The following is a 25,742-nucleotide window of genomic DNA, read 5'->3' on the forward strand; positions in this document are numbered from 1 at the left end:
GGCACGGTGGCAACGTCATCCCGTCCGTCGCCCGGGCAGGGCGACGGCGGCCGGATGGTGCACCGTTCCCGGGCGCGGGCCGGCAGATTGCCGACCCGGCGGTCGGGTCCGTCGTGGAGGTAGGTGTTCTTCGGCGTACCTGTCGGGAGCTTGGAGAGCGCTTTCCGATTCTTGCAGCCGAGTGCCTGCCCTGACTAGAGCCGGGATGTCCCAGACTCCGTCGTTGCAGGTGCTCGGATCACCGGCGCACTGCGCGCGCCCGGTCGGCGCGGCTCGCTGACGCGAACGGAGCCGCCGAGAGCGAGCCCCGATTCGGCCCAGTCCGGCGGGCGGCGGCGGTTCGCGTTCGAGCGACCCGTTCTTCGCCCGGGGGAAGGTGTCCCGGGATTCGCGCACCGCGAGTTCGCGGTGTTCCGCGCCGCCGAACTGGTCCGCGAGAAGTGCTTCGGCCGCGCGGCGGTTCATCGCCTGCCGCGCGTTCGGCGGGCGGATTCGAGCGCGTTCGGGCGCGACGGGGCGCGTCCGAACGATGCTTCGCGCTCCGTTTTCGGAGGTGCCGCGGGCACCTCCGAAGGCGCGTCAGTTCTCCACGATCGGATTTTCCAGGACGTCGAGGTTTCCGCGCGGCTCGTCGATCTTGAGCAGTTCGCCGTCCGGGCTGAGCTCGAGCTCCGCGCCCGCTTCGATGCCGTCGCGGTCGATGCGCAGGTGCGGCCGCGCGTCCACGCCGACGCCGAGCAGGTCGACGCCGGTCCGGGCCTCGCTGTCGAGGACCTGCGTCTCCGGCGGGATGGGCAGCGGGATCGGCGGCGCGGGCTCCGAAGCGGGCGGGCTCGGCGGTGCGGCCGGCTGCTCCGGCGCGGGGGCCTGAGGGGGTGCCGCGGGCGGTGCCGCAGGCGGTGCTGCGGGAGGGGCTGGTGGTGGTGCGGCGGGCGGCTGCGCGGGTGACGGGGCTTGGTCCTCGGCCTCGGCGACCGGGGGGATCTCCTGCTCGCCGGAGGTCATCGCGAAGGCCAGCGCGGCGAACATGGCCGCCGCCGCGGCTCCGGTCAGCGCGGCCCGCTTCGGTCCGCCGATGGCGCCGAGGACTCCGCCCGCGGCCGTGCCTCCGACGGTGGTGGTGCCCGCGGTGGCCAGGTAACCGGTGGCGCCGCCGCCCAGCACCAGAGGAGCGATGAACACGCGGAGCGCTCCGTTGATCTCGGCGAGCTCCGCGGCCAGCGCGCGACACTGGTCGCAGTCGTCCAGATGCCCCTCGACCTGCGAGGTTTCCCGCTTGGCCAATCCGCTGCGGGTCCAGGCGCCCAGCCGTTCGACGGTGGCGCGGCATCGTTCCTGCCCGGCGGTGAGCTTGCCGAGGTGCATCTGCAGGTAGGCCTGCTTGAGGCCCTCGCGGGCGCGGTAGGCCAGTGCGGAGACGCCGTTGGCCGTCATCCCGAGCAGCGGCGCGACCCGGGACGGGGCTTCGCCCTCGATCTCGACGTGCCAGAGCACGGTCTGCCAGCGCTCCGGAAGTTCGGCGAAGGCCGCAGCGACCAGCGACCGGTCCTCTCCCTCGACCGCGGTGTCCTTGAACGGCTGCGAGATGTCGATGTTCGGGACCGTTTCCAGATCCTCGGAGTACTGCACCTTCCGCTGCTTGCGGGTGCGGTCGTAGGCGGCGTGGCGCACCGCGGTCAGCACGTAGGCGCGGAAGGCGCTGGTGGGGCCCTTCTGCGCGCGCAGCAGGTCCAGCACCTTGGCGAAGGCCTCCGAGACGAGGTCGTCGGCCTCGGTGGTGGAGCTGGCGACCTGCCGCGCCATGTTGTAGGCGGCGGCGATGTGCCGCTCGTAGAGCACGCCGTAGGCGGCGGTGTCACCTTCGCGCACGGCTTCGATCAGTTCGGCGTCGCCGCGTTCCTGGGACTCCGAGTCCGTGGGTAATGCCGCCATCGATGTCGCCCCCTGTATTCGGTCCCCGACACTGCTACCGCGAATACTTCGAGAACGTATCGTATCGAATTGTTCTGTTGTGGTTTCGTGAGCGGTGCGGGATCGCGGTGCGATGAAACGGCGGAAATGCGGTCGAAAATGCTTCGACCGCACCGCTCGTGTCGACGCGGCGCGGTTGAAGCGCGGAGGTCAGCTGCGGGCAGCCGCGAGGGTGTCCAGCAGCGAGTGGTACGCGGGCTTGCGGGTGAAGTCGTCCCACATGATCGTGGCCGCACCCTGCTCCGGGAAGGTGCTCGGCACCCAGGAGTACTTGTCCGGCAATCCCCAGACGGTGAACGAGTGGCAGGTCCGCACTCGCAGGCAGGCCTGCAACGTGCGGGCGTAGTAGTCGGCCTGCTCCGCCAGCTGTTCCTCGGTGGGCGTCCCGCTCTCGGGCGGCGTCAGCCGCACGTCCAGTTCGGTGATCGCGGTCTCCAGGCCCAGGTCCGCGAAGCGCTGCAGGTTCCGGGTCAGGTCCGCCGGGAACCCGTCCTCGAGGTTGAGGTGGGCCTGCGCGGAGAAGCCCTCCACCGGAACGCCTTCGGCCCGCAGCTGCCGGGTCAGCTCGTAGTAGGCGTCGCTCTTGGCGTTGATCGCTTCCACGCCGTAGTCGTTGAAGAACAGCTTCGCGCTCGGGTCGGCCTCGTGCGCCCAGCGGAAGGCGTCGGCGATGATGCCGGGCCCGAGCTCGCGGATCCAGATGTTGTCCTGGGTGCGCAGCTGCCCGTTGCCGTCGAAGATCTCGTTGGCCACGTCCCACTGCTCGATCCGGCCCGCGTAGCGGCCCACGACCGTGCTGATGTGCTCGTGCAGGATGTCGCGCAGCTGTTCGGGGGTGAAGTCGCCGTTCTCCAGCCAGTCCGGGTTCTGGCTGTGCCACAGCAGGGTGTGCCCGCGCACCTCCTGCACGTTCCGTTCGGCGAAATCGACGATCCGGTCGGCGGCCTCGAAGTCGTAGGTGTCCCGCTGCGGGTGGATGTACTCCCACTTCATCTGGTTCTCCGGCGACAGCGAGCTGAACTCGCTGGAGAGCACATCGCGGTAGGGCTGGTCGGAGGTGAACGGGTCCGGGTACTGCGCGTCCTCGTGATGCCCGCCGCCGGCGACGGCGGATCCGATCGCCAGCCCGCCGGGGGCGGCGTCGCGCAACGTGTCGGCTTGTGCGGGCGGTGTGGCGTGGGCGGCGGGGCCGGCGAACACGGTCAGCGCCATGGCGGCGGTGGTGGCAAGGCGAATCGGCTTCATCGCTGACTCCCAGGTTTGCCGAACATTTCGGAAAGTTTCGTTCCTCGGATGAGTCAGAAGGCTATTGCCGCTGCACGTGAGGAGTCAAGGCTCGCAGGACGATCGGAGTACCCCGAAAGCTTTCGCGCAGATCGCACTTTGGGTGCAGCGCGACGATGTGGAAAGCTGACCGGCAGGTCTCTAGTTTTGCTTTCTGAAAAGTTGCGGGGTCCAGGTGCCCGAGTCGGCGGAGGCTGGCGCGTCGAGTTCCGGTTCGTTCTTCGATCGCGGACCTGGTGATCCCGGCACGACCAGCCCCGCCGCGACCGCATCGGAGATCGTCGTCCGCCCGGACGACGGGCGGAACGGTGGCGCTGACATTCGAGGACGTCACGGGCCCCAACAGGCCGCCCGCATTGCTCGGGGTGCTGCGACGGCAGCGGGGGCGACTCGGTGCTCCGCCTGTTGGGGCGACACGTCCGGAAGAGTCCGGAGCCGGTGTGCTGGATCGCAGCCCTACGGCACGTGCTGCGCGGCCACAGGTGCGGGGGTGACCGCTCGCGGGCCGCGGTGGCGGCGGTGGACCGGCTCGTCCCGCGGTCGCGCGGGAGCCGGCGATTCGCGCTCCCGGCCGGTGCGCCGTCCTGACCCGCGGGCCGGGCGAGCGGACGGCGCGGGTCAGTCGTGGCCGCGGGTCTCGGCCTTGCTCGCGGTGAGCTCCTGGCGCAGGCTGGCGATCTCCTCGCGAAGCACGCCGATCTCCGCGCGCAGCGCCTCGCTGTCGTCGTCCAGGCGCCGGGAGTCCGAGCTGGTCTGCTCCAGCTGTCGCTCGATGCCGCCGAAGCGGTCGACGAACCAGGAGGCGATGGAACCGGTCACCACACCGAGCATGGCGATGCCTGCGATCATCAGACCGGCCGCGATGAACTTGCCCCGGTCGGTGACGGGGGAGTAGTCGCCGTAGCCCACGGTGGTGATCGTGGTCATCGTCCACCACACCGCGTCGCCGAAGGTCTTGATCGTCGAGTCCGGGGCGCGGCGCTCGACCTCCAGGACGGCCAGCGCGGCGCTGAAGCCGAGCAGCGCCACCGCGCCGGAGACGTAGAGCACGACGCGACCGCGCACCTGGCCCTGGGACTTGCGGTTGAGCATCAGCAGCACCATGACCACGCGCAGCACGCGCAGCTGGCGCAACAGCGGCAGCACCAGCACGGCCAGGTCGAACAGGTGCCGGACGAAGAACCGGCCACGCTCGCGCGCGAGCGCGAACTTGACGACGTAGTCGATGGCGAACGCGACCCAGGTGACCCACATGCCCGTGGAGATGGCCCGGTTCAGCGAGTCGGGCATGTCCGGCTGCAGCACGTTCCACGCGTAGAGCGCCAGGAAGAGCACGGACAGGGTCACCATCGGCCATTCGGTGCGTCGCTCCCACCGGTACAGCCCCGGTTCCGCGCGTGCCTCGGCGGCCTCGGCGGTCACGGGCTCGGGCGGAGCGGCATCAGGTCGGTGTCCCACGGCGACCCATCATGCCTTCCGCCTTGCGCGCGCGTGCGGGCAAGGGCCCGGCCGACGTGTCGGGAATCACCGGAACGCCCGGGCCGGGGGTGTCGGGTCCGGCAGGTCACGAAGCCGCATTGGCTCCCGCTGGGCGGAAACCATCGCTGGTCGGCAACTGCCCGCGTGGCCGCATGATGCGCGCCATCGATGAACACCGAGCGCGAAGAGGTGAACGCGGATGACAACGGCGTCAGAGCACTCGTCCACCGGCCCGGAACCCCCGGCCGCGAGATCGGCGGGCTGGGTGGCCGCGCTGTGCTGGGCCGTCGTGGCGCTGGAAGGTTACGACCTGGTGGTGCTCGGCGTGGTCCTGCCCGAGCTCCTCGACGACCCGAGCTGGGGGCTCGATCCGGCCACCGCCTCGGTGATCTCCTCGGCAGGTCTGGTGGGCGTGATGATCGGCGCCCTCGGGGTGGGCCCGCTGACCGACCGGTTCGGCCGCCGCACCATGATGATCGGAACCGTCACGATGTTCTCGGTGCTGACCCTGCTGTGCGCGGTGGCGACCGGTCCGCTGGTCTTCGGCGTGCTGCGCTTCCTCGCGGGACTGGGGCTCGGGGGTGTGCTGCCGGTGTCCATCGCGATGGTCAACGAGGCGAAGCGGACCGCGGGCGGTAGCGCGACCACGACCCTGATGACCGGGTATCACGCCGGAGCGGTGCTGACCGCGTTGCTGGGCATCGTGGTGATCCCGGCGCTGAGCTGGCGCGCCATGTTCGTCATCGGCGCGCTGCCCGCGGTGGTGCTGGTTCCCCTGCTGGCCAAGCGGTTGCCGGAGTCCATGCCGATCACGCCGGAACAGCGCGCCGCCCGGGGCAATCCGCTGTCGACCTTGGTGCGCGGCGGCTACCTTCGCTCGTCGCTCGCGTTCTGGGTGACCTCGTTCATGGGTCTGCTGCTGGTCTACGGCCTCAACACCTGGTTGCCGGAGATCATGCGCGAGGCCGGTTACGAGCTCGGCGCGGCGCTGGCGCTGCTGCTCACGCTCAACGTCGGCGCGGTGCTGGGGTTGCTGCTGGCCGGGCGGGTCTCGGACCGGATCGGCGTGCGCAACTGCGTGCTGATCTGGTTCGGCGCGGCCGCGGTGTTCCTGGCACTGCTCAGCGTCAAGCTGCCGGGCTTCGGCGTGTACGTGAGCGTGCTGCTGGCAGGCGTTTTCGTGTTCAGCAGCCAGGTCGTGGTCTACGCCTACGTCAGCCACCACTACCCGGCGCAGGCCCGCGCGACCGCGCTGGGCGCCTCGAGCGGGATCGGCCGGCTCGGTGCGATCTCCGGACCGCTGCTCGGGGGCGCGCTGCTGAGCGCGGGGCTGGCCTACCCGTGGGGCTTCTACGCCTTCGCCGCGGTGGCGCTCGTGGCGCTGGTCGCGATCACCTTCGCCGGCAAGACCGCGGAACCCGCGCGGGATTAGGGGATGAATCAGTGCGCGGTGCGCGTTGCGCTGCGGGTGGCGGAATCTCGGACGCCGTCCGCGACTCGAGCACCTCGAAGCGCGGCGCTGCGGCTCTCCTCGTCCGACGAAGTCCGAGTACCCGCGGCGTGCGGCCGCACCGCGTGCGGCTACCGCCGCGCGCCGAAAGGGCCCCTTGGGCGGTGCGAACGAGGGCCGCTCCCGGTGCGGTACCGGGAGCGGCCCTCGTCACCGACGCGCCAGGCGCACGAGGTCGCCGCGAGCGAATCCCTCGCGGGTCCGCAGGTCGATGTAGCGCACGTAGTACATCGCCGCCGTCAGGGGCAGCGAGATGGCATCGCTGAGGCCGGTGTTGAGCGCGGCGCTGAGCCACGAGGGCAGTGCTTCGAGGCTCGCCGCGGTCCAGAGCACGTCCACGGCCACGTCGACGAACTCCGTCAGCACCATCACCAGCAGCACGGTTCCGAGCGTTGGGAACACCCGCTTGAGCGCCAGCGACAGGGTCCGCCGCAGGGCCATCGGGGCCGAGCACCGCTCCAATAGGACGGGCACGGCCGAGACCAGCGTCGCGATCGTCGCGGCGAAGGCGGCCAGTGCACCGCCGAGCATGACGAGCAGCAGCGCGCTGATCGCGATGACGTCGGGGCTGCTCGTGGCCAGGTTCTCCGAGAGCGGCCCGAAGATCGCGCGCCACAGCAGGACCGGCACCAGCAGGGCGATCACCGGGATGGCCACGGCGAGCGCGATCAGCGCACTCAGCGGGCGAGCGCGCTCGATGACGCGGCGCCAGGCGAGGCGCGGGCCGGACGGCCGGTGCGCGGCGGCCGCGGTCAGCGCGGCGGAGGTGGCGGCGACGATCAGGATCAGCGGCGGGGCCTGGATGACACCGCGGTACACGTGGGCGCTGATCTTGCCGACCAGCGAATCGGGAACCCGGAGCAGCTCGATCACGGAGAGCGACTCGGCGCAGGAACCGAGGTGGCAGGTCACCGACCACGCGGCGAGCTGGAAGGGCGCCACGAGCGACAGCGCCACCGGGACCAGCCACCAGCACCGCACGAGCAGCGCGGGTCCGCCGAGCAACGGCCCGCGCACTCCGAGGACCTGGCGAAGCGGATGTGCGGCCACCCGACCAGTCTCGCAGCCGAAGATCACCACGACCGGAGGATTCGCCCGAATCCCCCGATGAGCCCAACACGCGGTGACGCGAGGGAGGCTCCTGCGAGAACCGCTCTCGCGTCACCACCGGCTCGATCAGATGCCGTGGACCTGCTTGCGGGCCAGGGTGTAGGCGGTGCGTACCACTTCGTGGCTGGTGTCCGCGCCGACCGCCTTGCGGGTGCCCGCGACCTCCCACTCCGGTGGGGCAGCCGAACCGGAGTGCGCCCACGCCGCCTGCTTGGCCGCGCCGAGGGCCACGTACTCCGCCGGATCCGGGATGTCCACGTCGACGCCGAAGAGCCCCGGGGCGATGGCCTGCACGGCTTCCGAACGCGCGGCGCCGCCGATCAGCAGGACGCGGCGGACCTCGGCGCCGGTGTCGCGGATCGCGTCGATGGCGTCGGCCATGCCGCAGAGCATTCCCTCCACCGCGGCGCGGGCCAGGTTCTGCGGCGTCATGTTCGCGCCGCTGAGCCCGGTCAGCGTGCCGGTGGCGTCCGGAAGGTTGGGCGTGCGTTCGCCTTCCAGGTAGGGAAGCAGGCTCAGCCCGGCCGCGCCCGGCTCGGCGGCGAGCGCGAGTTCGGACAGGCCCTCGAGGTCGGTCTCGAGCATCTGCGCGGTGGAGCTGAGCACGCGCGCGGCGTTGAGCGTGCACACCAGCGGCAGGTAGCGGCCGGTGGCGTCGCAGAAGCCCGCGACGATGCCGCTCGGGTCCGCGCTGGGCTGCTCGGCGGGCGCGAAGACCGCACCCGAGGTCCCCAGCGAGACCACCACGTCACCCGGCTTGAGGCCCAAACCGAGCGCGGCGGCCATGTTGTCGCCGGTGCCCGCGCCGATCGTGGCGCCCTCGATGCCGGGCAGCGTCGCTTCCGCGGCCTTGGCGTTGGGGGCCAGGAGTTTCGGCAGTTTCGGGGTGCGCCCGCCCATCGCCTCGGCGAGCAGCTCCGGGATCCACTCGCCGGTGGCGGGGGAGTAGTAGCCGGTTCCGGAGGCGTCACCGTGGTCGGTCCAGGCCTGCTCCGGGCGTCCGGCCAGCTGCCAGCCGAGCCAGTCGTGCGGCAGCAGCACCTGTTCCACGCGGTCGGCGTTGTGCGGCTCGTTCTGGGTCAGCCAGGCGAGCTTGGTGATGGTGAAGCTGGCGACCGGAACGAGTCCGGTGCGCGAGGCCAGCTGCTCGGCGCCGTGCCGCTCGATGAGCTCGTCGGCCTGCGGCGCGGAGCGGGTGTCGTTCCACAGCAGGGCGTCGCGGACCGGTTCCCCGGACGAGTCCAGTGCGACCATGCCGTGCTGCTGGCCGCCCACCGAGACCGCCTCGATGCGGCCGGGCGCCCGTTCGACGGCTTCGGCGATGGCGCTCTGAGCGGCCTCCCACCAGGCGGCCGGATTCACCTCGGTGCCCTCCGGGTGCGACGCCTTGGCCTCGGCGACCACGGCGCCGTTGTCGGCGTCGACGACCAGCGCCTTGGTGGACTGGGTCGACGAGTCGATGCCTAGCACCAGCATTGCGGATCATCCTTCATGCTCGCGCGGCCCGGGCGACTGCGCAGCCGCCCGGGCCGGGGATTTGCGGCGTGCCAACGCCGGATTCGATCGTGGCTGGCTCCGATTGTGCTCGATCGGACCCAGCCGCGGGGATCGGACCGGGTCGGCTCAGGAGACGCCCAGCAGGTGGTCCATGGCCAGCTGGTCGAGGCGCTCGAAGTGCATTCCGCGGGCCGCGGCGGCGTCCACGTCGAACCCGTCCTCGGCCAGCAGGTCGGAGACCGACTCGCCCGAGCCCAGGGTCGGGGTGGACAGCTCGTGCAGGCGGGATGCCTTCAAGGCCTCCTGGACCCGCGGGTCGGCGCGGAAGGACGCGGCCCGCTCCTTGAGGATCAGGTAGTTGCGCATGCAGCCCGCGGCCGAGGCCCAGACGCCGTCGTAGTCCTCGGTGCGCGGCGGCTTGAAGTCGAAGTGCCGCGGACCCTGATAACCACCGGTCTCCAGCAGGTCGACCAGGAAGAACGCGTTGCGCAGATCGCCGGCGCCGAAGCGCAGGTCCTGGTCGTACTTGATGCCGTTCTGGCCGTTGAGGTCGATGTGGAAGAGCTTGTTCGCCCACATCGCCTGCGCGATGCCGTGCGCGAAGTTCAGCCCGGCCATCTGCTCGTGGCCGGTCTCCGGGTTCACGCCGACCATCTCGGAGTGCTCGAGCTCGTTGATGAACGACAGCGCGTGGCCGACGGTCGGCAGCAAGATGTCGCCGCGGGGCTCGTTCGGCTTGGGCTCCAGGGCCAGCTTCAGGTCGTAGCCGCGCTCCTTGATGAACGAGCACACCGTGTCGATGCCCTCGCGGTAGCGGTCCAGCGCGGCCCGCACGTCCTTGGCAGCACCGGACTCGGCGCCCTCGCGACCGCCCCATGCGACGAAGGTCTTGGCGCCCAGGTCGGCGGCCAGCTCGACGTTGCGCAGCACCTTGCGCAGCGCGAACCGGCGGACGTCGCGGTCGTTGGCGGTCATCGCGCCGTCCTTGAACACCGGGTGGGCGAACAGGTTGGTGGTGACCATCGGGACCGTCATGCCGGTCTCGTCGAGCGCACCGCGGAAGCGGCTGACGATCGACTCGCGCTCGGTGGCGCTGGAGCCGAACGGGATGAGGTCGTCGTCGTGGAAGGTGACGCCCCAAGCACCCAGATCGGAGAGCCGCTTGACGGCCTCGACCGGGTCGAGCGGGCTGCGGGTGGCCTCGCCGAACGGGTCGCGTCCGAGCCAGCCCACGGTCCACAGACCGAAGGAGAACTTGTCCTCGCGCTTCGGGGTGAAGTCGGTCATGACTTTCCTTTCACTTCGTCGTGTTCCCACGGGGATCGTTCGGAACCGTTCGTGCCGACGGGATTTCAGTCGGCGGTGGAGGGCTCGTCGCCGGAGGGGATGCGCAGCGGGTCGGTGAAGACCTCTTCGACCACGATGCTGGCGGCACCCCGAACCGCGGCGGAGAAGCCGAAGGCCGATGCGGTGATCCGGCAGGTCGCCGCATCCCCGGCCACCGCGCGTTCGCGCAGCTGCCGCATCGCCGAGGGCACCACGTACGGAGCTACCGTGCCCAGGTAGCCGCCCAGCACGACGGCCTCCGGGTTGAGCAGGTTGACCAGCATCGAGGCTCCGATGCCCAGCCATCTGCCGATCTCGTCGAAGCCGGCCAGCGCCTCCGGCCCGCCGTCCTCGGCGCGACGTCGCAGCGCGTGCGCCTGGTCCTGCGGGTCGGCATCGGCGGCGATCAGATCGGGTGCGGCGGCGCGCAGCACCGCGGGCAGTCCGATCTTGGTCTCCAGGCAGCCGCGCCTCCCGCAGCCGCACAACCCGCCGTCCAGGTCCACCGGAACGTGCCCGACCTCGCCGGAGAACCCGCTCGAACCGCGCAGCAAGCGGCCCCCGGTGATCAGTCCGGCGCCCACGCCGACCTCGCCGGTCAGGTAGACGAGATCGGCCGCCGGTTTCTCCATCGCGTGCAGCTCGGCCAGCGCGGAGAGGTTGGCCTCGTTGTCCACCGCGATCGGCACGTCGTTGCCCAGCCGGTCGCGCAGCGACTCGGTGACCGCCACCCCGTGCCACTCCAGGTTGGGGGCGTAGCGGACGCGGCCGGTGTCGGCGTCGACGAGACCGGGCACGGCCACGGCGATGCCCGCGAGGAAGGAGTGCGCACTGCCCTGGTCGGACAGCTCGGCGATGGCCTCGCGAGCCAGTCCGGCCAGCCGGTCGAGGGTGTCCTCGGGGCGGGTGTGCATCGCGTCGAAACCGAGGCGGCGCTCCACGATGACCCGGCCGGCGAGATCGGTGCCGCGCGCGGCGAGGTACTTGGAGTTGATCTCGAGCCCGAGCGCGGTGATCCCGCTGCCGTCGAGCTCGAGCGAGCGACCTGGTCGGCCGACCGCGCCTTCGCGGCGCAGCCCGGTCTCGCGGATCAGGCCGCGGTCGATGAGCTCGCCGGCCAGGCTCGAGACGGTGGCCTTGGTCAGCCCGCTCCGCGCGGCGATCTCGGCTCGCGAGACCACCTCACCGCGGCGCACCTCGTCGAGCACGCGCGCCAGGTTGGCCCGCCGCACGGCGGTCTGGTCGACGCCCGATGGGCCGCCGAGTCGCCCGGCGTCCGCGTGTCCCCGGTCGGCCACGTTCACCTCCCAATAAGTTCAGTCGACAAACTAATACCTCGGGATGGGGTGCGCAAGAGTGGGTCGATGCGGTGCGAGGTCCGTGCGCGGCCGCATTACTAGTGGCGCGCGGCACAACGTCACGACCCTATTAGTTGAACTTGTTTACGAATGTCCGGACGCTTCGGGCAAGGCGGATAGGGGGGATTCGCATCGCCGATGCCTCGTTGCCCAGGTGCGCGCGGGGCGGCAGCATCGGTCCCGCCACGTGATCATCGGCCGGTGCCCGCACCACCGCGATCGACCCGCGGGCGACGATCCGCGTCGATCGTCGACCCGCACCACTGCCGTCGAGGATGGGGAGCTCCCGATGAGCTCGATGTTGTCCCGCCGCCCGCTCGGCGGCACCGGCCTCGCGGTCGCCCCGCTGTGCGCGGGTGGTGCTCCGCTGGGAAGCATGCCGCAGCAGTTCGGCTACCGAACCCCCGCCGAGCGCGGGATCGCCACCGTGCGCGCGGTGCTCGACAGCGGCATCAACTTCCTGGACACCGCGAACATCTACGCCGACGGCGGAAGCGAGCGGCGCATCGGTGCTGCGCTGGCCGAAATCGGCGGGCCACCGGATGATTTCGTGCTGGCGACCAAAGTGGATCGAGACGCGGAGGGGAACTTCTCCGGTGACCGCGTGCGCCGTTCGGCCGAGGAGAGCCTCGAGCGGCTCGGCGTGGACCGGGTCCCGCTGCTGCACCTGCACGATCCCGAGCACATCTCCTTCGAGGAGGCCATGGCACCGGGCGGTGCCGTGGAAGCCCTCTTCGAGCTTCGAGCCGAGGGGATCGCCGACCACATCGGCCTGGCCGGTGGCCCGGTGGGGCTGATGTCGAGGTTCTTGCGGGAGGCCCCCTTCGAGGTGCTGCTCACGCACAACCGCTGGAGCCTGCTGGACCGCAGCGCCGACGACCTCGTCGACGAGGCGGTCGAACGCGGCGTGGCGGTGCTCAACGGAGCGGTCTTCGGCGGCGGGATGCTCGCCAGAGGACCGGGCGAATCCGGCAAGTACGCCTACCGGGAGGCCGACGAGGAGATCCTGGACCGCGCGCGCAGGATGCACGAGGCGTGCGAGCGCCACGAGGTTCCGCTCGCGGCGGCGGCGCTGCAGTTCTCGGTGCGCGACAGCAGGATCGCTTCGACGATCGTCGGGACCTCCCGCCCGGAACGCGTGGCCGAAACCATCCGGTTGGCCGAACACCCCGTCCCGGAGGAACTCTGGGCGGAGCTATTGCCGCTGGCCGCACCACCCGAGTGCTGGCAGTGGTGAGCACAACCCGAAAGGAAGTGAATGGGCGAGTCGATGCGGTTCCCGGACGGATTCGCGTGGGGCGTGGCCACGGCGAGCTACCAGATCGAGGGCGGCGCGTTCGAGGGCGGTCGGGGTGAATCGATCTGGGACCGCTTCTCCCACACCGAAGGAAACGTGTTCGAAGGGCAGAACGGGGACGTGGCCTGCGACCACTTCCACCGCTATCCCGAGGACGTGGCGCTGATGGCCGACCTCGGGGTCACGCACTACCGGTTCTCGATGGCCTGGCCGCGCCTGCAGCCGGACGGCAGCGGGCAGCTCAACCCGGCGGGCCTGGACTTCTACTCCAGGCTGGTCGACGAACTGCTCACCAACGGGATCACACCCTGGGTGACGCTCTACCACTGGGACCTCCCGCAGGTGCTGGAGGAGCAGGGCGGCTGGCCGGAGCGCGACATCGCGTACCGCTTCGCCGACTACGCCACGAAGGTCCACTCCGCGCTGTCCGACCGCATCCGGCACTGGACGACCCTGAACGAGCCGTGGTGCTCGGCGTTCCTGGGCTACGCCGAAGGGCGGCACGCGCCGGGCAGGCAGGACCACCCCGCGGCGCTGCGCGCGGCGCACCACCTGATGCTCGGCCACGGGCTCGCCGTCGCCGAGATGCGCAGGAGCGATCCGGACGCCGATTACGGCATCACGCTCAACCTGTTCCCGGTCGATCCTGCCACCGACAGCGCGGCCGACGAGGACCTGGCGCGGCGCATCGACGGGCTGATGAACCGGCAGTGGCTCGATCCGCTGCTGCGCGGACGCTACCCGGACGATCTGCTCGACGACGTCCGGCCGGTCACCGACCTCGCGCACATCCAGGACGGCGACGAGAAGACGATCAACCAGCCGCTGGACTTCCTCGGCGTCAACTACTACTTCCGCCACGTGCTCTCGGTCGGCGAGCAGCAACGGGTCTGGCAGCCGGGCGATGAGCCGAGCCCGTGGCCGGGGAGCTCGGACATGATCTCGGTCAGCCGCGGGTGGCCGACGACCGAGATGGGCTGGGAGATCGACCCGGCGGGCCTCGGCGAGGTGCTGAGGCGCCTGCAGCGCGACTACGGCCCGATCCCGCTCTACGTCACGGAGAACGGCATGGCCTGCCCGGACGAGGTGGACGAGGACGGCGGGGTGCACGACGCCGACCGGGTCGACTACCTCCAGCGGCACTTCCGGACCGCGCATCGAGCCATCGCCGACGGCGTCGATCTGCGCGGGTACTTCGTGTGGTCCTTGCTGGACAACTTCGAGTGGGCGCTGGGCTACTCGAAGCGGTTCGGCCTGGTCCACTGCGATTACGAGACGCAGCGGCGCACCGTCAAGGACAGCGGCCACTGGTTCCGCGCTGCTGCGGCGGCGAACGCGGTCGAGCCCGACTAGCAGCCGTCCGCCGCCCGCACCGCCACGCGAGCAGCGAACGGAAACATCTCCTCGACCGGAACCGGCGTCCATCCCGCGAGGCGCGTGCTCTCGGTTGCCGAGAGCGCTGTTGCGGCGCGTCGCCCGGATCTGACGAAGCTCCGGGCGACGCGCCTTCGCGTCCTGTAGCAGAAAGGCGTCCGATTCGTGGCGAGTCGCTGGATGCTTACGCCGCTTAGGTGACGTGAAGCAACCTTTCTCCGGGTGCGGTGCGTCAGCCCTACTGACGCCTGAAGTTTCGATGGGGGAAGTCGTGGGGATTGAGCAGGGGATGCGGCGCATGACCGAGGCCGCCGCGATCCGGTTCCTGGAGATCGGGTGCCGGAGCATTTCGAGATCGCTGGACTTCTACCGGGGGTTGCTGGGTTTTCGGCCGGTCGCCGAGGAACCGGGGGTGTGCTGGCTGGACGCGGGCAAGGCCATGCTGAAGCTCGTCGAGGTGCCCACCGGTGATCTGGGCGGCTGGGCCGCGGACGATCTGCAGTGCGGCATGAGGCATTTCGGCATGCGCGTCGGCGACGTCGACGCGCATGCCGCCCGGTTGCGCGAAGCGGGCGTCGCGTTCACCACCGAGCCGCGCGATGCGCACGGCGGCGTGCGCATCGCGTTCTTCACCGACCCGGATGGTGCGCTGCTGGAGCTCGTGGCCGGTTCGGTCGAGCACGACGAGGTGTGCGCACCCGAGCTGGTCGAGCGCGACCGGGCGTTGCACGCCTCGCTGACGCCCGAGTCGGATCCGGTCTTCGACCACGTGGCCGTCACGGCACCGGATATGGAGCAGGCCCTGGACTTCTACGTGCGCGCCGCGGGAGCCGAGGTGATCGGACGGCTCCGGTTCGAGGACGACCCGCGCGGTCTGGTCATCACCAACCTCCAACTGGGGCCGGCCAGGCTCGAGCTGCTCAGCTTCACCCGGGACACCGACCCGAACCCGTGGAACGCGGGCCAAGCCCGCCTGGGTCTGCGCACCCTCGGCTTCACGGTCACCGAACACCGATCCGCCGTGGAGACTCTGACCCAGGCCGGTGCGGGCGCGGTCATGCGGCCCAGCCCGGACCCGCTGCTGATCGACCCCGACGGCCTGCCGTTGACGGTCACGACGCGTTGATCCCGCACGGCGAGCGGCCCGCTCCGCTCCCCGCGGGACCCGAAACCGGCCGCGTCGTGCCGAGCGGGAACGCCCGGGTGCCGAAGCCGCTCAGGACAGCGGGAAGGTCACCCCGGTGAGCTCCTCGGACATCGCCCAGAGCCGGTTGGCCGCCGCGGGATCGGCAGCGGCCGCCGAGCGGCCGACCAGGGTGGGCGCGCCGCGCATCTCGCCGAGCCCGGACGGTCCGGCGTAGCTGTTGCCCGGGAGGTCTTCGGTCGCGGCGAAGAGCGTCGGCAGGGATCCGGCCTCGGCGCCCTGCGCGATGAGGCGGTTGCCGACGGCCATGAGCCGCCGAAGCACTGCGTTGCCCGCGTGGCTCTGCAGGTTGGTCGCCGCGTACCCGGGATGCGCGGCCATGGCCCGCACCGGGGAACCGCAGGCCTCGAGCCGTCGCTGCAGTTCGAGCGTGAAAAGCAGGTTGGCCAGCTTCGACTGGCCGTAGGCGCGCTGGGGGTTGTAGGCGCCCCGCAGGTTCGGGTTGTCCCACTCGATGCCGTTCACGCTGCGGTGCAGCCCGGATGCCAGCGTCACCACCCGGTCGGTGAGGTGCGGCAGCAGCAGGTTGGTCAGCGCGAAGTGCCCCAGGTGGTTGGTGCCGAACTGGGTCTCGAAGCCGTCCACCGTGCTGCCCTCCGGCGGGAACATCACCCCGGCGTTGTTGATCAGCACCGCCGCCTCGCCCGACCAGGATTCGGCGAACCCGCGGATCGAGGACAGGTCGCCGAGATCCAGCCGGCGAACCTCGGGGGTGCCGGGCACCGAGGCGGCGGCGTGGTCGCCCTTGCGCTGATCGCGCACGGCGAGCACCACGTGCGCGCCGGCCCGGCCCAGGGCGCGCGCGGCGTGCAGACCGAGCCCGCTGTTGGCGCCGGTGATGATGACCGTTCGTCCGGCAAGGTCGGGGATCCGGTTGATGTTCCATCGCGTCATGGCACAACTGTAGACACTCGCGATGGCGGATTCCGGCACTCGCTCGGCGGTTTCGAAGCGCGGCTCCCACGGCTGCGGATTTCGTTCCCGGCCCGGGGCGGGGCCACGACCGCCGCGCGATCGTGGCCCCGCCCCGGTGCGCTCAGCAGGGGTCGACGCCGTAGGTGTCGAAGCCCCGCGTGTCGTCGTCGAACTCGGGTGCGGTGGAGGTGTACTGGCGGATCCACGGCCCCTCGGGATTGGCCGGGTCGGTGCCCCAGAACTCGGCGACGGTTCCGTCGTACTGGTTGTTGATCCAGGAGCCGACCTTCCACGGCGTGTTCACCGGGCCTGCGGTGCACTGGTAGTACTTGTGCATCGCGCCGGTGCCCGCAGGCCCCTCGAACACGCACAGATACCCATCGCCGCACGCTTCACGCATGGCCTGGAAGGTCGAGTTCTCCTCGGCCGGGGTCGCAGCGGCCGACCCGATGGCGGTGGCGGTCAGCAGCACGCCACCCGCTGCGACGGCCGCGGCTCGCGCGGTCTTGCTTCGTACGGACATGATTCCTCCCGGTCTTTCGCGCTCGTGCGCCATCGCACGGCGCTGAACTGCGGTTTCGCACCGGTGTTGTGGTCAGGGCCCCAGTGGCCCGGCGGGCCGGGCCGATTGCGTCGCGACACTCAGGACACGTCGCGCGCCCGGCTGGGGTTGCCTCGAACTTCGCCAAAAATGCAGCGGGGCCCGAAGACACCCGGTCGGGTCGCTGCGAACGGGGAGAGCATGACGTGAGGTGACGAGCCCCGTCGGAACCGCACGCTCGGAGGAGCCGGAATCGCTGCGCGGCAGCGGAATTCTCCACGCAGGGTGAACCCGGTGTCGATCGGAGGGGACCGCGTCCGCGCGGATCGAGCGCCGGGCGGCTCAGGGGATCAGCACCTCGCCGGGACGGGAATCGGCACGGCTGGGGAAGCGCGGTGGTGGAACGGCGAGGATGGCCTCGCGCACCGCTTCGATGGCCGCCGAGCGCGGCTGGTCGGCGTGCCACCACAACGCGACGACCCGCTCGCTGCTGGTGTCGGCGACCGGAACGAGGCTGGTGCCGTCGAGGTTCGCCGTGGTCATCGCCAGCGCGTTGGTCATGCCGACGCCGAGCCCGTGCCGCACCAGCGAGACCATCGTCTGCGGCTGGGTCGCCCGGAAGCCCACGTTCGGCTGCAGACCGGCGTTGGCGAAGGCCAGGTGCGGTTCGGTCTGGTTGCCGCTCTCCTGCGAGCTCTCGCCCATGATTACCAGCGTCTGCTCGGCGAGCTGGCGCAGCCGCACCGAGCCGGCGCCCGCGAGCGGGTGCGCGCTGGGGAAAACCGCGACCAGGGGTTCGCGCCACAGCACCGTGCTGCTGAACCCGCTGGCCCGCACCACCGGGAGGGTGTGCCGCACCGAGAGATCGATCTCGCCGTGCTGCAGCGCCTTCTCGAGCGTGCGCGCGTCGGCCTCGTGCAGCACCACCGAGATGTCCGGATGACTGCGCTGCAGTCGCAGCACCGCGCGCGGGAAAACGTAGGCCGCCGCGCTGGGGTAGAGGCCGACGTGCACCTCGCCGCGCGCCGATCCGGATGCCGAGGACAGGTCCGACAGCGCCTCCAGCCGCCGCAGGATCTCGTCGCAATGCCGTTGCAGCAGGCGGCCTTCCGGAGTGAGTTGCGGAGGATGTGCCGACCGGTCGAACAGCTGCGCCCCGATGGCCTGCTCGAGCTCGGCCACGTGCGTGCTCACCCGCGACTGGGAGCGGTAGAGCGCCTTGGCGGCGGCGGAGAACCCGCCGTGCCGGATCACCGCGGCGAAGCTGATCAGCCAGTCGACGCGGTACCTGTTCGCGTCCTTGAGCTGCACCGCACACCTCGATCCCGATGCCCCGAAGACCGTCGCCCGAATCCGGCCGCATTGGCCCGATCGTGCGACGGCAAGCCACGTCCACATCAACTTAGCACGGTGAATGACCTGCACAGGCGGGACAAAACCGGCAGCGGCGTCCTGTCATCCGGACACCGGTCGCCGCACCGCGGACGCGCACGCATGCTGGGAGCGACGACTGCCATCTGACTTCGGGGGACGACGATGAGCACGACCACAGATCCCACCTTCTACCGCAGTCCGGTCGAGGCGATCGCAGCTCCGCCGGAACGGCTGGCCTACGTCGTGGCGTTCGACCGGACGGGCGAGACACCCGACGCGCTCGCCGTGCTCGACACCGATCCGGACTCCGCCGACCACGGCCGGGTGGTCGGCTGGGCGGAACTTCCGACCAAGGGCGACGAGCTGCACCACTTCGGGTGGAACGCCTGCAGCAGCGCTTTCGCCCACGCCGGACACCACACCGACGGCCTGCAACGCCGCTACCTGCTGCTGCCGGGCCTGCGCTCGTCGAAGGTGCACATCTACGACACGCAGCCGGATCCGCGGCAACCCCGGCTGGTGCGCACCATCGGCGCCGCCGAGCTGGCCGAGAAGGCGGGCTACTCCCGTCCGCACACGCTGCACTGCGGACCGGACGGCGTCTACCTGTCCTGCCTGGGGGCGGCGAACGGCGACGAGGGCCCCGGCGGCATCGCCGTGCTCGACCACGACACCTTCGACGTGCTGCGCGCCTGGGAGACCGATCGCGGCCCGCAGCACATGGCCTACGACGCCTGGTGGCACCTCAACCAGAACACGCTGATCACCAGCGAGTGGGGCACCCCGTCGATGATCGAGGACGGCGTGGTCCCGGAGCTGCTGCTGGACAACCGGTACGGGCACGCACTGCACTTCTGGAACCTCGCCGAGGGGCGCCACGAGCAACGGGTCGACCTCGGCGCGCAGCACCAGATGGTCCTCGAGCTGCGTCCTTCGCACGATCCGAACGCCACTTGGGGATTCGTGGGCGTGGTGATCAGCACCGAGGACCTGTCTGCCTCGGTGTGGCGCTGGTACCGAGACGGCGATCGGTGGGCGGCCGAGAAGGTGATCACCATTCCGGCCGAGCCCGCGCCGGCCGAGCAGCTGCCCCCGGCCCTGCAGCCGTTCGGGGCCGTCCCGCCGCTGGTGACCGATATCGACCTGTCGGTGGACGACCGGTTCCTCTACGTCTCCTGCTGGGGGACCGGCGAGCTCAAGCAGTACGACGTCTCGGACCCGGCGCACCCGCGCGAGACGGCTTCCGTCCGGCTCGGCGGGATCGTGGCCCGCGAGCCGCATCCGGCCGCACCCGGCGAGCCGCTGTCCGGCGGGCCGCAGATGGTGGAGGTCAGCCGCGACGGGCGCCGGGTGTACGTGACCAACTCGCTGTACGGCTCCTGGGACGACCAGTTCTACCCGGACGGGGTCGGCGCGTGGCTGGCCAAGCTGGACGCGGACCAGACCGGCGGTCTCCACCTCAACGAGAACTTCTTCCCCCGGGGGCAGGAGTTCCGCGGTCGCCGGGTGCACCAGGTCCGCCTGCAGGGCGGCGACGCGTCCTCGGACTCCTACTGCTTCGCCCGGTGATCTCCGAAGATCTTCGGTGGCCGGTCGTCGGTGCGGGCTGGCAGGCTCCGCGGTCATGCCACCGCCGCAGACCAAGGACGTGCTCCAGCGCTACCTGCGAGCCGCGCGCGACGCGATGTCGTGGAAGCTCGACGGTGTCTCGGAGTGCGACGCCCGCAGACCGCTGACGCCGACCGGCACCAACCTGCCCGGCATGGTCAAGCACCTGGCCGCGTGCGAGATCGGCTACTTCGGCGCGACCTTCGACCGGCGTTCCCGCGCACCCCGGAGTGGCTGCGCGATCCCGGTGACGATCCGCAGGTCGACATGTGGGTCACCGCGGAGGAGACGCGGGCGGAGATCACCGGGTTGTACCGGGAGGCCTGCGCACGCCGACGCGACCGTCGAGGCGCTACCGCTGGACGCTCCGGGACTGGTGCCGTGGTGGGGCGAGCCCGACGTCACGCTGCACCACGTCCTGGTGCGCATGATCGCCGAGACGAACCGGCACGCCGGGCACGCGGACGTGCTGCGCGAACTGCTCGACGGCGCGGTCGGGATGCGGACGCCGGCGACAACCTGCCGGGAGGCGAAGAGGGCTTCTGGGCGGCGCACCGCGCGAAGGTCGAGCGAGCCGCGCAGGCCTTCCGCTGAGGCGGCGCGGGCAGGCGCCCACGCCGCCAGCGAGCTCAGCGGCCGCGCGTTGCCGGGCGGCCCGAGGCCGACGTCGAGACGTCGCGGACCTCGTGGCTGCCGTCGGTGCGGCCGATGATCATCTCAGCGGCGATACCGCTGAACAGGCCGTTCTCCACGACCCCGGGAATCCAGTTGAGCTTGCTGTCGATCGCGAGCGGGTCGGTGATGGCCTCGAGGTGCGCGTCGACGATGAAGTTGCCGCTGTCGGTGACCAGGGGTTCGTCGCCCCGCATCCGGCGGGTCAGCTCGACGTCCCGGTAGCCCAGCTCGCTCAGCAGCGCGGCGATGCCGTTGCGGGTGGCCTCCCACTCGAACTGGACCACCTCGATGGGCAGCGGGAACGCGCCCAGGCGGTCGACGACCTTTCCGCCGTCGACGACGCAGACCATCTTCTCCGAGGTCTCGGCGATGATGCGCTCCCAGAGCAGGCACGCGCCGCCGCCCTTGATCATGACGCCGTCGGCGTCGATCTCGTCCGCGCCGTCGACCGTGAGGTCGAGCTTGCCGGCCTCGGCGAGGGTGGTCAGCGGCACGCCGACCTCGATGGCCAGGTCGCGGGTGCCGGTCGAGGTGGGCACCCCGACCACGTCGAGACCGTCCTTGACCGCCTCACCCAGCGCGCGGACGAACCAGTGCGAGGTGCTGCCCGAGCCAAGGCCGAGCTTCATGCCGTCGTGGATGTAGGCGTCGATGGCGGCGGTGCCCGCCGCCCACTTGGCCCGGTCCTGCTCGTTACTCGGTTGCATCGTTGCTGGAGCTCCTGGGGAGAGGTCTACGTGATCGCCGGCGCGCCGGATCCGGCGCTGCCACTCGGGACGGTAATAGGCCGTGTTCGCCCCGCGCGCGGTGCCCTGGGGTCGAGGACGCGCGGGCCGCGCTCCCGCGGCCGGGGCTCCGACTGAATCGATCAGCCGGGTCCGGCCATGCGGAACTCACCGAAAAGCACCGGTCCACCGTTCGAGTCACTCCGGGCGAAGTTGGTGGTGCCCCGGCCTCGGGGACGACCGGGGCACCACCTGCGACGGGGCCGCCTCGGCGCTCGGGGGCTGTGCTGCTCGGCGGACCCGTCCGGATCCGGTCAGCCGTTGCCGTCGCGGTCCCGCGGGTCGTGCTTCAGCGCCGAGATCAACGCCTGAGCGGTCTCCGGGGAGAGCTCGCCCGCGAACTGCTCGTCCTCGGAAGACTTGCCCGCGGTCTTCAGCGGTGCGGCGAGGTTGGCCCGCCGGGTGCGCTTCGGGAGTTCGCCCTCGACGGTCTCGGCCTCCACGGCTCCGTCGTCGGACTCCTCGGGCTCGGTCCAGACCTTCTCGCCCCGCGCCGAACCGGGGGTCCGCTGCGGCAGGCCGGTGGCCTGCGCGGGCTGCGGGGACCGCTGCGCGGGCTCGGGTTCGGCGTGCTCGGAGTCACCGGGCGTCGGCGTGAGGATCGAGGACGGCAGGTGCACCCGTGCCGTGGTCGCGCCCGCGGGCGACGAGTGCAGCGAGACTTCGACGCCCTGGCGGTGAGCCAGGCAGCTGACCACGAACAACCCGATCCGGTCGCTGTCGAACAGCTCCAGCCGATGCCCTTCCTCGAGCGTCTCGTTGGCCTCGGCGAGCTTGTCGTCGTGCATGCCGAGCCCGTTGTCCTCGATCTCCACCAGGGCTCCGCCCTCGGCGTTCCCGCCCCGCACGCGCACGGTGCTGTCCGGCGGGGAGAACGCCGTGGCGTTCTCGGCGATCTCGGTGAACAGCCTGGTCAGATCCGATACCGCCGGGCCCACCACGGAAAGTTCCGGCATCCGGCCGAGGTCGATGCGGGCGTGATCCTCGACGTCGGTGACCGCCGAGCGCAGCACCGACATCAGCGGTACCGGGCTGCGCCAGGAGCGGCCCGGGGTGGCGCCGGACATCACGATCAGCCCTTCGGCGTGCCTGCGCATCCGGGCGGCCAGGTGACCGAGCCGCAGCAGGTCGCCCTGGTCGGCCGGGTCGTCGGCGTGCTTCTTCATGGTGTCGAGCAGTTCCAGCTGGCGGTGCACCAGGGACTGGCTGCGCCGCGCCAGGTTGTTGAACACCCCGGAAACATCGGTGAGCAGCTCGGCGCGATCGGCGGCGGCGGTCAGCGCCGATCGCTGCACCGCGTTCAACGCCGCACCGACCTCGCCGATCTCGCCCTCGCCCGGGGTGATGGCCGGGTCCTCGTCGGCCTTCTGACCAGCGCGAATCCGCTGCATGGCGCCGGGCAGCCGATGGTGTGCCAGTTCCAGCGCCGAGTCGCGCAGCCCGACGAGGTCGCGCACCAGCCCGCGCGCGATCCGCGTCGAGATCACCAGGGCCAGGATCACCCCGAGCAGTCCGAGCGCGGCCGTCCACATCGCACGATCGCGGGCGGTGTCCGCTCGCGCGTCGGCGGCCGAGGACTGCGCGTCGCGCGCGGTGTCGTGGGTGCGCTCCACCACCGCGTCGAGCTGGTCCAGCGAGTTGCGCCAGCCGTTGGCGGAGATGCCGACGGTGGCCACCGGATCGGTGCCGTGCGCGAGCATCGAGTCCTGCATCCCGGTCAATGTCCGGTAGGGCACCGACTCGACCAGGTCTCGGTACGCCGCGGCCTGCTCGGGGGACAGATCGGGCAGCAGCGCGGCGGTCAGCGTGCGCTGGCCGCCGAGAGCCCGCGCGAATGCCTGGTGCTCTTCGACGGTGAACCGGCCCGTGGTCAGCGCGCCGCCGACCACGGTCGCCTGTCGCTGCAGGGTCTCGTCGATGCGGGTGAGCCGAACCGCCACTCGGGCGTGCGCGGCGGCGGTGCCCTCCTGCGCATCGGCCAGCGACTGCGACAGCGCCAGAGCGGAGTCGATGGTGTCGCCGTAGGCGCTGTAGGCGTCCTGCCAGGTCGAATCGTGCTTCGGCAGCGAACGGAGATCGGTGAGCAGCGCATCGGCGCGGTGCTGCACCGCGGCGCCCGGGGAGGCCTCGCGCAAGCTGTTGCGCAGCTCGGTGGCGGCGGCCTCGGTGTTCGCGCGGTCGGCGCCGAGATCGCCGGAGCCGGTGCCGGGTGCGGCCAGGTGCAGGGCGACGGCGTCGCGTTCCTCCTGCAGCGCGTCGATGAGCCCGTCGACCGGAGCCGAGAGGTCGGCGTCGAGGCCGGCGGCCCGGTGCGCGCTCCAAGCCTGCTGTGCGGTGGTGGCGGTGGCCAGGGCCCAGAGGGCGACCAGCGACAGCACCGGCACGATCAGCAAGGCCACGGTTTTGGCACGAATGCTTTTCGGCCGCAGCGCGGCTGGAAAGGTGTGGTTTTTCGCGCGGGTTCGGCCGCCTTCAGACATGAGTCCTCCGCCCGGAAGTGCGATTCCCGGGAATGGGATGGAGCGGTGCGATCAACACCGTTCGGTTCGAGGTATCAACAGATTGTTCGACTGCTCCGCGTCATCGGAGAACACGTTCGGTGAGAACGTGCGCATCATCGCGCGGCGGAGCGGATATCCCGATTCGAACCATGCTTTCCCGTGAACGTGTAGTCGTCAGTTGGCAGATCCAGCCCCTGGTTGGCCCCCGAACGGCCGCAAACGTTGTCGCGACAATACACATTCGGGTGAAGATCGACAACCGCCGGTCGGGGAAAGCCCCGTGGTGGTGATCGGCTGTGTTCGAAGCGTTAATTGCCGAGCTGGCCGACGCTTTCGGCGCGATGTGTAACAGTCCTCGCGCCCGGTTCGATATGCAGTTCTGGGGGAGAATGCGCGCTCGCACCGAAGCGAACAATGACCGATTTGAGGAGATGCCCGAAGTGCGGTAGGTCAGCCGTCCTGATGCTTCGTGATGTGCCCGTGATCGGATTTCCGCGTCCTGAGTGGACGATTCAGCTGCGGTGACGCTCGCGGTCATGGCGGTGCCCACGTGAAAGGCTTGTATGTGTAAGGCCTTTCACGTTCCGGTGATCGTGGTTGGCATATGCCATCACGCTCAGGAGCCACGCGTCCTTCGTCCGACGGCGGCCCGATCGAGTTGCTGTTTTGGCGACAGGCCCAACAATGGACGGAGCAGGGGGTAATCCGGTGGCAGTAGCCGGCGCCCGGGGGGACGAGTGGAAGGACGCTGTGCATGCCCTTCTATTCGACAATGGCCGAGACGGAAATAGAGTGCTCGGCTCTGGCGGCGTACCACTACATCACCAATCCGGCAAACTGGAGGGACATTCGCCCCGTCAGTGATCCGGGGTGGACGGTGGTTCCCGCTCAGGGGCAGGTCACGAAGGAGGCCTGGACGCAACGGCAGGAATCAGAGGCGCCTGTGACGCGTGGTTGGACCGTGCTGGAAGCCGAACCCGGACGGCGCTGGATCGTCCGGTCGAGCGGGTTCGGCAGCGGCTCGTCGATCACCGTCACCTACAGCCTCGCGGAGCGGGAGGGCATGACTCACTTCCTGCGGCACATGGAGATCGAAGTTCCGGATCACGCCGCGGTCAGTGAGCACGCCCGTGCCGCGTTCACCTGTTCGAGGTCCAGCCACGACTTGATCGCGGCGATCAAGCAGACGCTGGAGAGGGCGAGTCAGGTCGTGATGGGAACCGGCGCGATGCCGGTGCAGACGCCGCAGCCGCGCTAGCGGGCGGCGCGGGCGATCGCGCGCAACCGATGCGTTCGTCCGGGCGGCAGAGGGCGGTCGCGGCCTGCGACCGCGCTCGGGGTCTGGTTCGGTCGGTGCGTGCGCGCGTGCGACTCGGTGACGGAGGCTCCGGACTCGCGCGGCTCGCCCCGCCTCGCAATGTGTTCGGCGTCACGTGCGCTCGTGCGGGCGCGGGCGTTGCGCTCTGGGTGCGAGCAGGGGTGTGCGGCCGGCCTTGCGCAGCTCTCTCGCGCTTCGGGGGATCCCGCTCTGCGGACACGTCCGGTTGACAAAAGCACGGAGCACTCCCAAAATTTGCCTCACGCCGGGTTAGACCGACTCGATGCGCCCCGATGGGGCGCGACCGCTGGCCGAGAGGCGCTGCAACGGACTCGTCGTCCGCCACGCTTGGCCTGCGGGGTAAAGGGACATCCACGGTAAGGGCGCCTCCTATCGGGAGGTGCCCATTTTGATGTTTTTAGGGGGTTCGCGGTCGTCGGGGGAGCCGACGTCGTGTTGAGCCGATCTGGGGTCGGTTCCACGCAAGCCGCGGGGCAAGCATCCGTTTTCGTCCGCAATGGACTTTGGTCTTGCTGAATATCCTTTGTTGAGAGGGAAGTCATGAGCGTAGAGCTGCAGAAGGTCAACGGTATTGATTTTGCCGTGCGGGACCTT

General features: G+C 70.5%; 19 protein-coding genes. 7 read left to right on the plus strand and 12 right to left on the minus strand.

The window, feature by feature from the left end:
- Positions 1-579 precede the first annotated feature (579 nt).
- From ABD289_RS15530 to ABD289_RS15540, 3 genes are all read right to left on the minus strand, one after another.
- Complete coding sequence (locus tag ABD289_RS15530; RefSeq protein ID WP_344132359.1) at positions 580-1,932, minus strand: sigma-70 family RNA polymerase sigma factor; 1,353 nt, start codon at positions 1,930-1,932, stop codon at positions 580-582.
- A 189-nt stretch (positions 1,933-2,121) separates the two neighbouring features.
- On the minus strand, positions 2,122-3,216 hold the full coding sequence (locus ABD289_RS15535) for an endo-1,4-beta-xylanase (RefSeq protein WP_344132362.1): 1,095 nt from the start codon (positions 3,214-3,216) through the stop codon (positions 2,122-2,124).
- A gap of 657 nt (positions 3,217-3,873) precedes the next feature.
- The gene (locus ABD289_RS15540) at positions 3,874-4,713 is read right to left on the minus strand and encodes a potassium channel family protein (protein WP_344132365.1); all 840 of its coding nucleotides are present in this window, start codon (positions 4,711-4,713) and stop codon (positions 3,874-3,876) included.
- 220 nt (positions 4,714-4,933) lie between these two features.
- On the opposite strand from ABD289_RS15540, the gene ABD289_RS15545 reads away from it, so the two are divergent.
- Positions 4,934-6,166 carry an MFS transporter gene (locus ABD289_RS15545; RefSeq protein WP_344132368.1) on the plus strand — a complete coding sequence of 411 codons (1,233 nt, stop codon included), beginning with the start codon at positions 4,934-4,936 and terminating at the stop codon, positions 6,164-6,166.
- A gap of 228 nt (positions 6,167-6,394) precedes the next feature.
- Here the strand turns inward: ABD289_RS15545 and ABD289_RS15550 are convergent, their stop codons facing one another.
- From ABD289_RS15550 to ABD289_RS15565, 4 genes are all read right to left on the minus strand, one after another.
- Positions 6,395-7,294, minus strand: coding sequence for a hypothetical protein (locus tag ABD289_RS15550; protein ID WP_344132371.1), 900 nt, complete (start codon positions 7,292-7,294; stop codon positions 6,395-6,397).
- Between the two features lie 126 nt (positions 7,295-7,420).
- Positions 7,421-8,830 carry a xylulokinase gene (xylB, locus tag ABD289_RS15555; protein WP_344132374.1) on the minus strand — a complete coding sequence of 470 codons (1,410 nt, stop codon included), beginning with the start codon at positions 8,828-8,830 and terminating at the stop codon, positions 7,421-7,423.
- 147 nt (positions 8,831-8,977) lie between these two features.
- The gene (xylA, locus tag ABD289_RS15560) at positions 8,978-10,138 is read right to left on the minus strand and encodes a xylose isomerase (protein WP_344132377.1); all 1,161 of its coding nucleotides are present in this window, start codon (positions 10,136-10,138) and stop codon (positions 8,978-8,980) included.
- A 65-nt stretch (positions 10,139-10,203) separates the two neighbouring features.
- Positions 10,204-11,475, minus strand: a complete 1,272-nt coding sequence (locus tag ABD289_RS15565; protein ID WP_344132380.1) for an ROK family protein — start codon at positions 11,473-11,475, stop codon at positions 10,204-10,206.
- A gap of 349 nt (positions 11,476-11,824) precedes the next feature.
- On the opposite strand from ABD289_RS15565, the gene ABD289_RS15570 reads away from it, so the two are divergent.
- From ABD289_RS15570 to ABD289_RS15580, 3 genes are all read left to right on the plus strand, one after another.
- Positions 11,825-12,772, plus strand: a complete 948-nt coding sequence (locus ABD289_RS15570) for an aldo/keto reductase (RefSeq protein ID WP_344132383.1) — start codon at positions 11,825-11,827, stop codon at positions 12,770-12,772.
- Positions 12,773-12,793: 21 nt separating this feature from the next.
- Positions 12,794-14,185: a GH1 family beta-glucosidase gene (locus ABD289_RS15575; RefSeq protein ID WP_344132386.1), complete on the plus strand. Its 1,392-nt coding sequence runs from the start codon at positions 12,794-12,796 to the stop codon at positions 14,183-14,185.
- Between the two features lie 319 nt (positions 14,186-14,504).
- Positions 14,505-15,332 (plus strand): VOC family protein, encoded by an 828-nt coding sequence (locus ABD289_RS15580; protein ID WP_344132389.1) that lies wholly within the window; start codon positions 14,505-14,507, stop codon positions 15,330-15,332.
- Between the two features lie 90 nt (positions 15,333-15,422).
- On the opposite strand, the gene ABD289_RS15585 is transcribed toward ABD289_RS15580, so the two are convergent.
- The 3 genes from ABD289_RS15585 to ABD289_RS15595 all read right to left on the minus strand — a co-directional run bounded on the left by ABD289_RS15585 (position 15,423) and on the right by ABD289_RS15595 (position 18,177).
- Positions 15,423-16,304 (minus strand): oxidoreductase, encoded by an 882-nt coding sequence (locus ABD289_RS15585; protein ID WP_344132392.1) that lies wholly within the window; start codon positions 16,302-16,304, stop codon positions 15,423-15,425.
- 142 nt (positions 16,305-16,446) lie between these two features.
- Positions 16,447-16,848 carry a peptidase inhibitor family I36 protein gene (locus ABD289_RS15590; protein WP_344132395.1) on the minus strand — a complete coding sequence of 134 codons (402 nt, stop codon included), beginning with the start codon at positions 16,846-16,848 and terminating at the stop codon, positions 16,447-16,449.
- A gap of 360 nt (positions 16,849-17,208) precedes the next feature.
- Entirely contained in the window at positions 17,209-18,177 is a 969-nt protein-coding gene (locus ABD289_RS15595) for a LysR family transcriptional regulator (RefSeq protein ID WP_344132397.1), read from the minus strand.
- Between the two features lie 225 nt (positions 18,178-18,402).
- Between ABD289_RS15595 and ABD289_RS15600 the strand changes: the two genes are divergently transcribed.
- Together ABD289_RS15600 and ABD289_RS15605 are read left to right on the plus strand one after the other, a co-directional pair.
- The gene (locus ABD289_RS15600; RefSeq protein WP_344132399.1) at positions 18,403-19,809 is read left to right on the plus strand and encodes a selenium-binding family protein; all 1,407 of its coding nucleotides are present in this window, start codon (positions 18,403-18,405) and stop codon (positions 19,807-19,809) included.
- Positions 19,810-19,864: 55 nt separating this feature from the next.
- Positions 19,865-20,560 carry a DinB family protein gene (locus ABD289_RS15605; RefSeq protein WP_344132401.1) on the plus strand — a complete coding sequence of 232 codons (696 nt, stop codon included), beginning with the start codon at positions 19,865-19,867 and terminating at the stop codon, positions 20,558-20,560.
- On the opposite strand, the gene rpiA is transcribed toward ABD289_RS15605, so the two are convergent.
- The gene (gene rpiA, locus ABD289_RS15610; protein WP_344132404.1) at positions 20,478-21,230 is read right to left on the minus strand and encodes a ribose-5-phosphate isomerase RpiA; all 753 of its coding nucleotides are present in this window, start codon (positions 21,228-21,230) and stop codon (positions 20,478-20,480) included. The two genes, ABD289_RS15605 and rpiA, sit on opposite strands and share 83 nt — an antisense overlap.
- A 332-nt stretch (positions 21,231-21,562) precedes the next feature.
- Positions 21,563-23,707, minus strand: a complete 2,145-nt coding sequence (locus ABD289_RS15615) for a sensor histidine kinase (protein ID WP_344132407.1) — start codon at positions 23,705-23,707, stop codon at positions 21,563-21,565.
- An 874-nt stretch (positions 23,708-24,581) separates the two neighbouring features.
- On the opposite strand from ABD289_RS15615, the gene ABD289_RS15620 reads away from it, so the two are divergent.
- Positions 24,582-25,067 carry an SRPBCC family protein gene (locus tag ABD289_RS15620; RefSeq protein WP_344132410.1) on the plus strand — a complete coding sequence of 162 codons (486 nt, stop codon included), beginning with the start codon at positions 24,582-24,584 and terminating at the stop codon, positions 25,065-25,067.
- Positions 25,068-25,742 lie beyond the last annotated feature (675 nt).

Origin of the sequence: Saccharopolyspora halophila, from assembly GCF_039531955.1 — a bacterium.
Taxonomy (GTDB): Bacteria; Actinomycetota; Actinomycetes; order Mycobacteriales; family Pseudonocardiaceae; genus Saccharopolyspora; species Saccharopolyspora halophila.

Excerpts from the sequence above, each read along its gene's own strand:
- ABD289_RS15580 (WP_344132389.1), top strand. The coding sequence starts at position 14,505 with ATGACCGAGGCCGCCGCGATCCGGTTCCTGGAGATCGGGTGCCGGAGC.
- ABD289_RS15590 (WP_344132395.1), bottom strand. The coding sequence starts at position 16,848 with ATGTCCGTACGAAGCAAGACCGCGCGAGCCGCGGCCGTCGCAGCGGGT.
- ABD289_RS15605 (WP_344132401.1), top strand. The coding sequence starts at position 19,865 with ATGCCACCGCCGCAGACCAAGGACGTGCTCCAGCGCTACCTGCGAGCC.
- rpiA (WP_344132404.1), bottom strand. The coding sequence starts at position 21,230 with ATGCAACCGAGTAACGAGCAGGACCGGGCCAAGTGGGCGGCGGGCACC.
- ABD289_RS15620 (WP_344132410.1), top strand. The coding sequence starts at position 24,582 with ATGGCCGAGACGGAAATAGAGTGCTCGGCTCTGGCGGCGTACCACTAC.
- ABD289_RS15530 (WP_344132359.1), bottom strand. The coding sequence starts at position 1,932 with ATGGCGGCATTACCCACGGACTCGGAGTCCCAGGAACGCGGCGACGCC.
- ABD289_RS15585 (WP_344132392.1), bottom strand. The coding sequence starts at position 16,304 with ATGACGCGATGGAACATCAACCGGATCCCCGACCTTGCCGGACGAACG.
- ABD289_RS15575 (WP_344132386.1), top strand. The coding sequence starts at position 12,794 with ATGGGCGAGTCGATGCGGTTCCCGGACGGATTCGCGTGGGGCGTGGCC.
- ABD289_RS15545 (WP_344132368.1), top strand. The coding sequence starts at position 4,934 with ATGACAACGGCGTCAGAGCACTCGTCCACCGGCCCGGAACCCCCGGCC.
- ABD289_RS15600 (WP_344132399.1), top strand. The coding sequence starts at position 18,403 with ATGAGCACGACCACAGATCCCACCTTCTACCGCAGTCCGGTCGAGGCG.
- xylA (WP_344132377.1), bottom strand. The coding sequence starts at position 10,138 with ATGACCGACTTCACCCCGAAGCGCGAGGACAAGTTCTCCTTCGGTCTG.
- ABD289_RS15570 (WP_344132383.1), top strand. The coding sequence starts at position 11,825 with ATGAGCTCGATGTTGTCCCGCCGCCCGCTCGGCGGCACCGGCCTCGCG.
- ABD289_RS15535 (WP_344132362.1), bottom strand. The coding sequence starts at position 3,216 with ATGAAGCCGATTCGCCTTGCCACCACCGCCGCCATGGCGCTGACCGTG.
- xylB (WP_344132374.1), bottom strand. The coding sequence starts at position 8,830 with ATGCTGGTGCTAGGCATCGACTCGTCGACCCAGTCCACCAAGGCGCTG.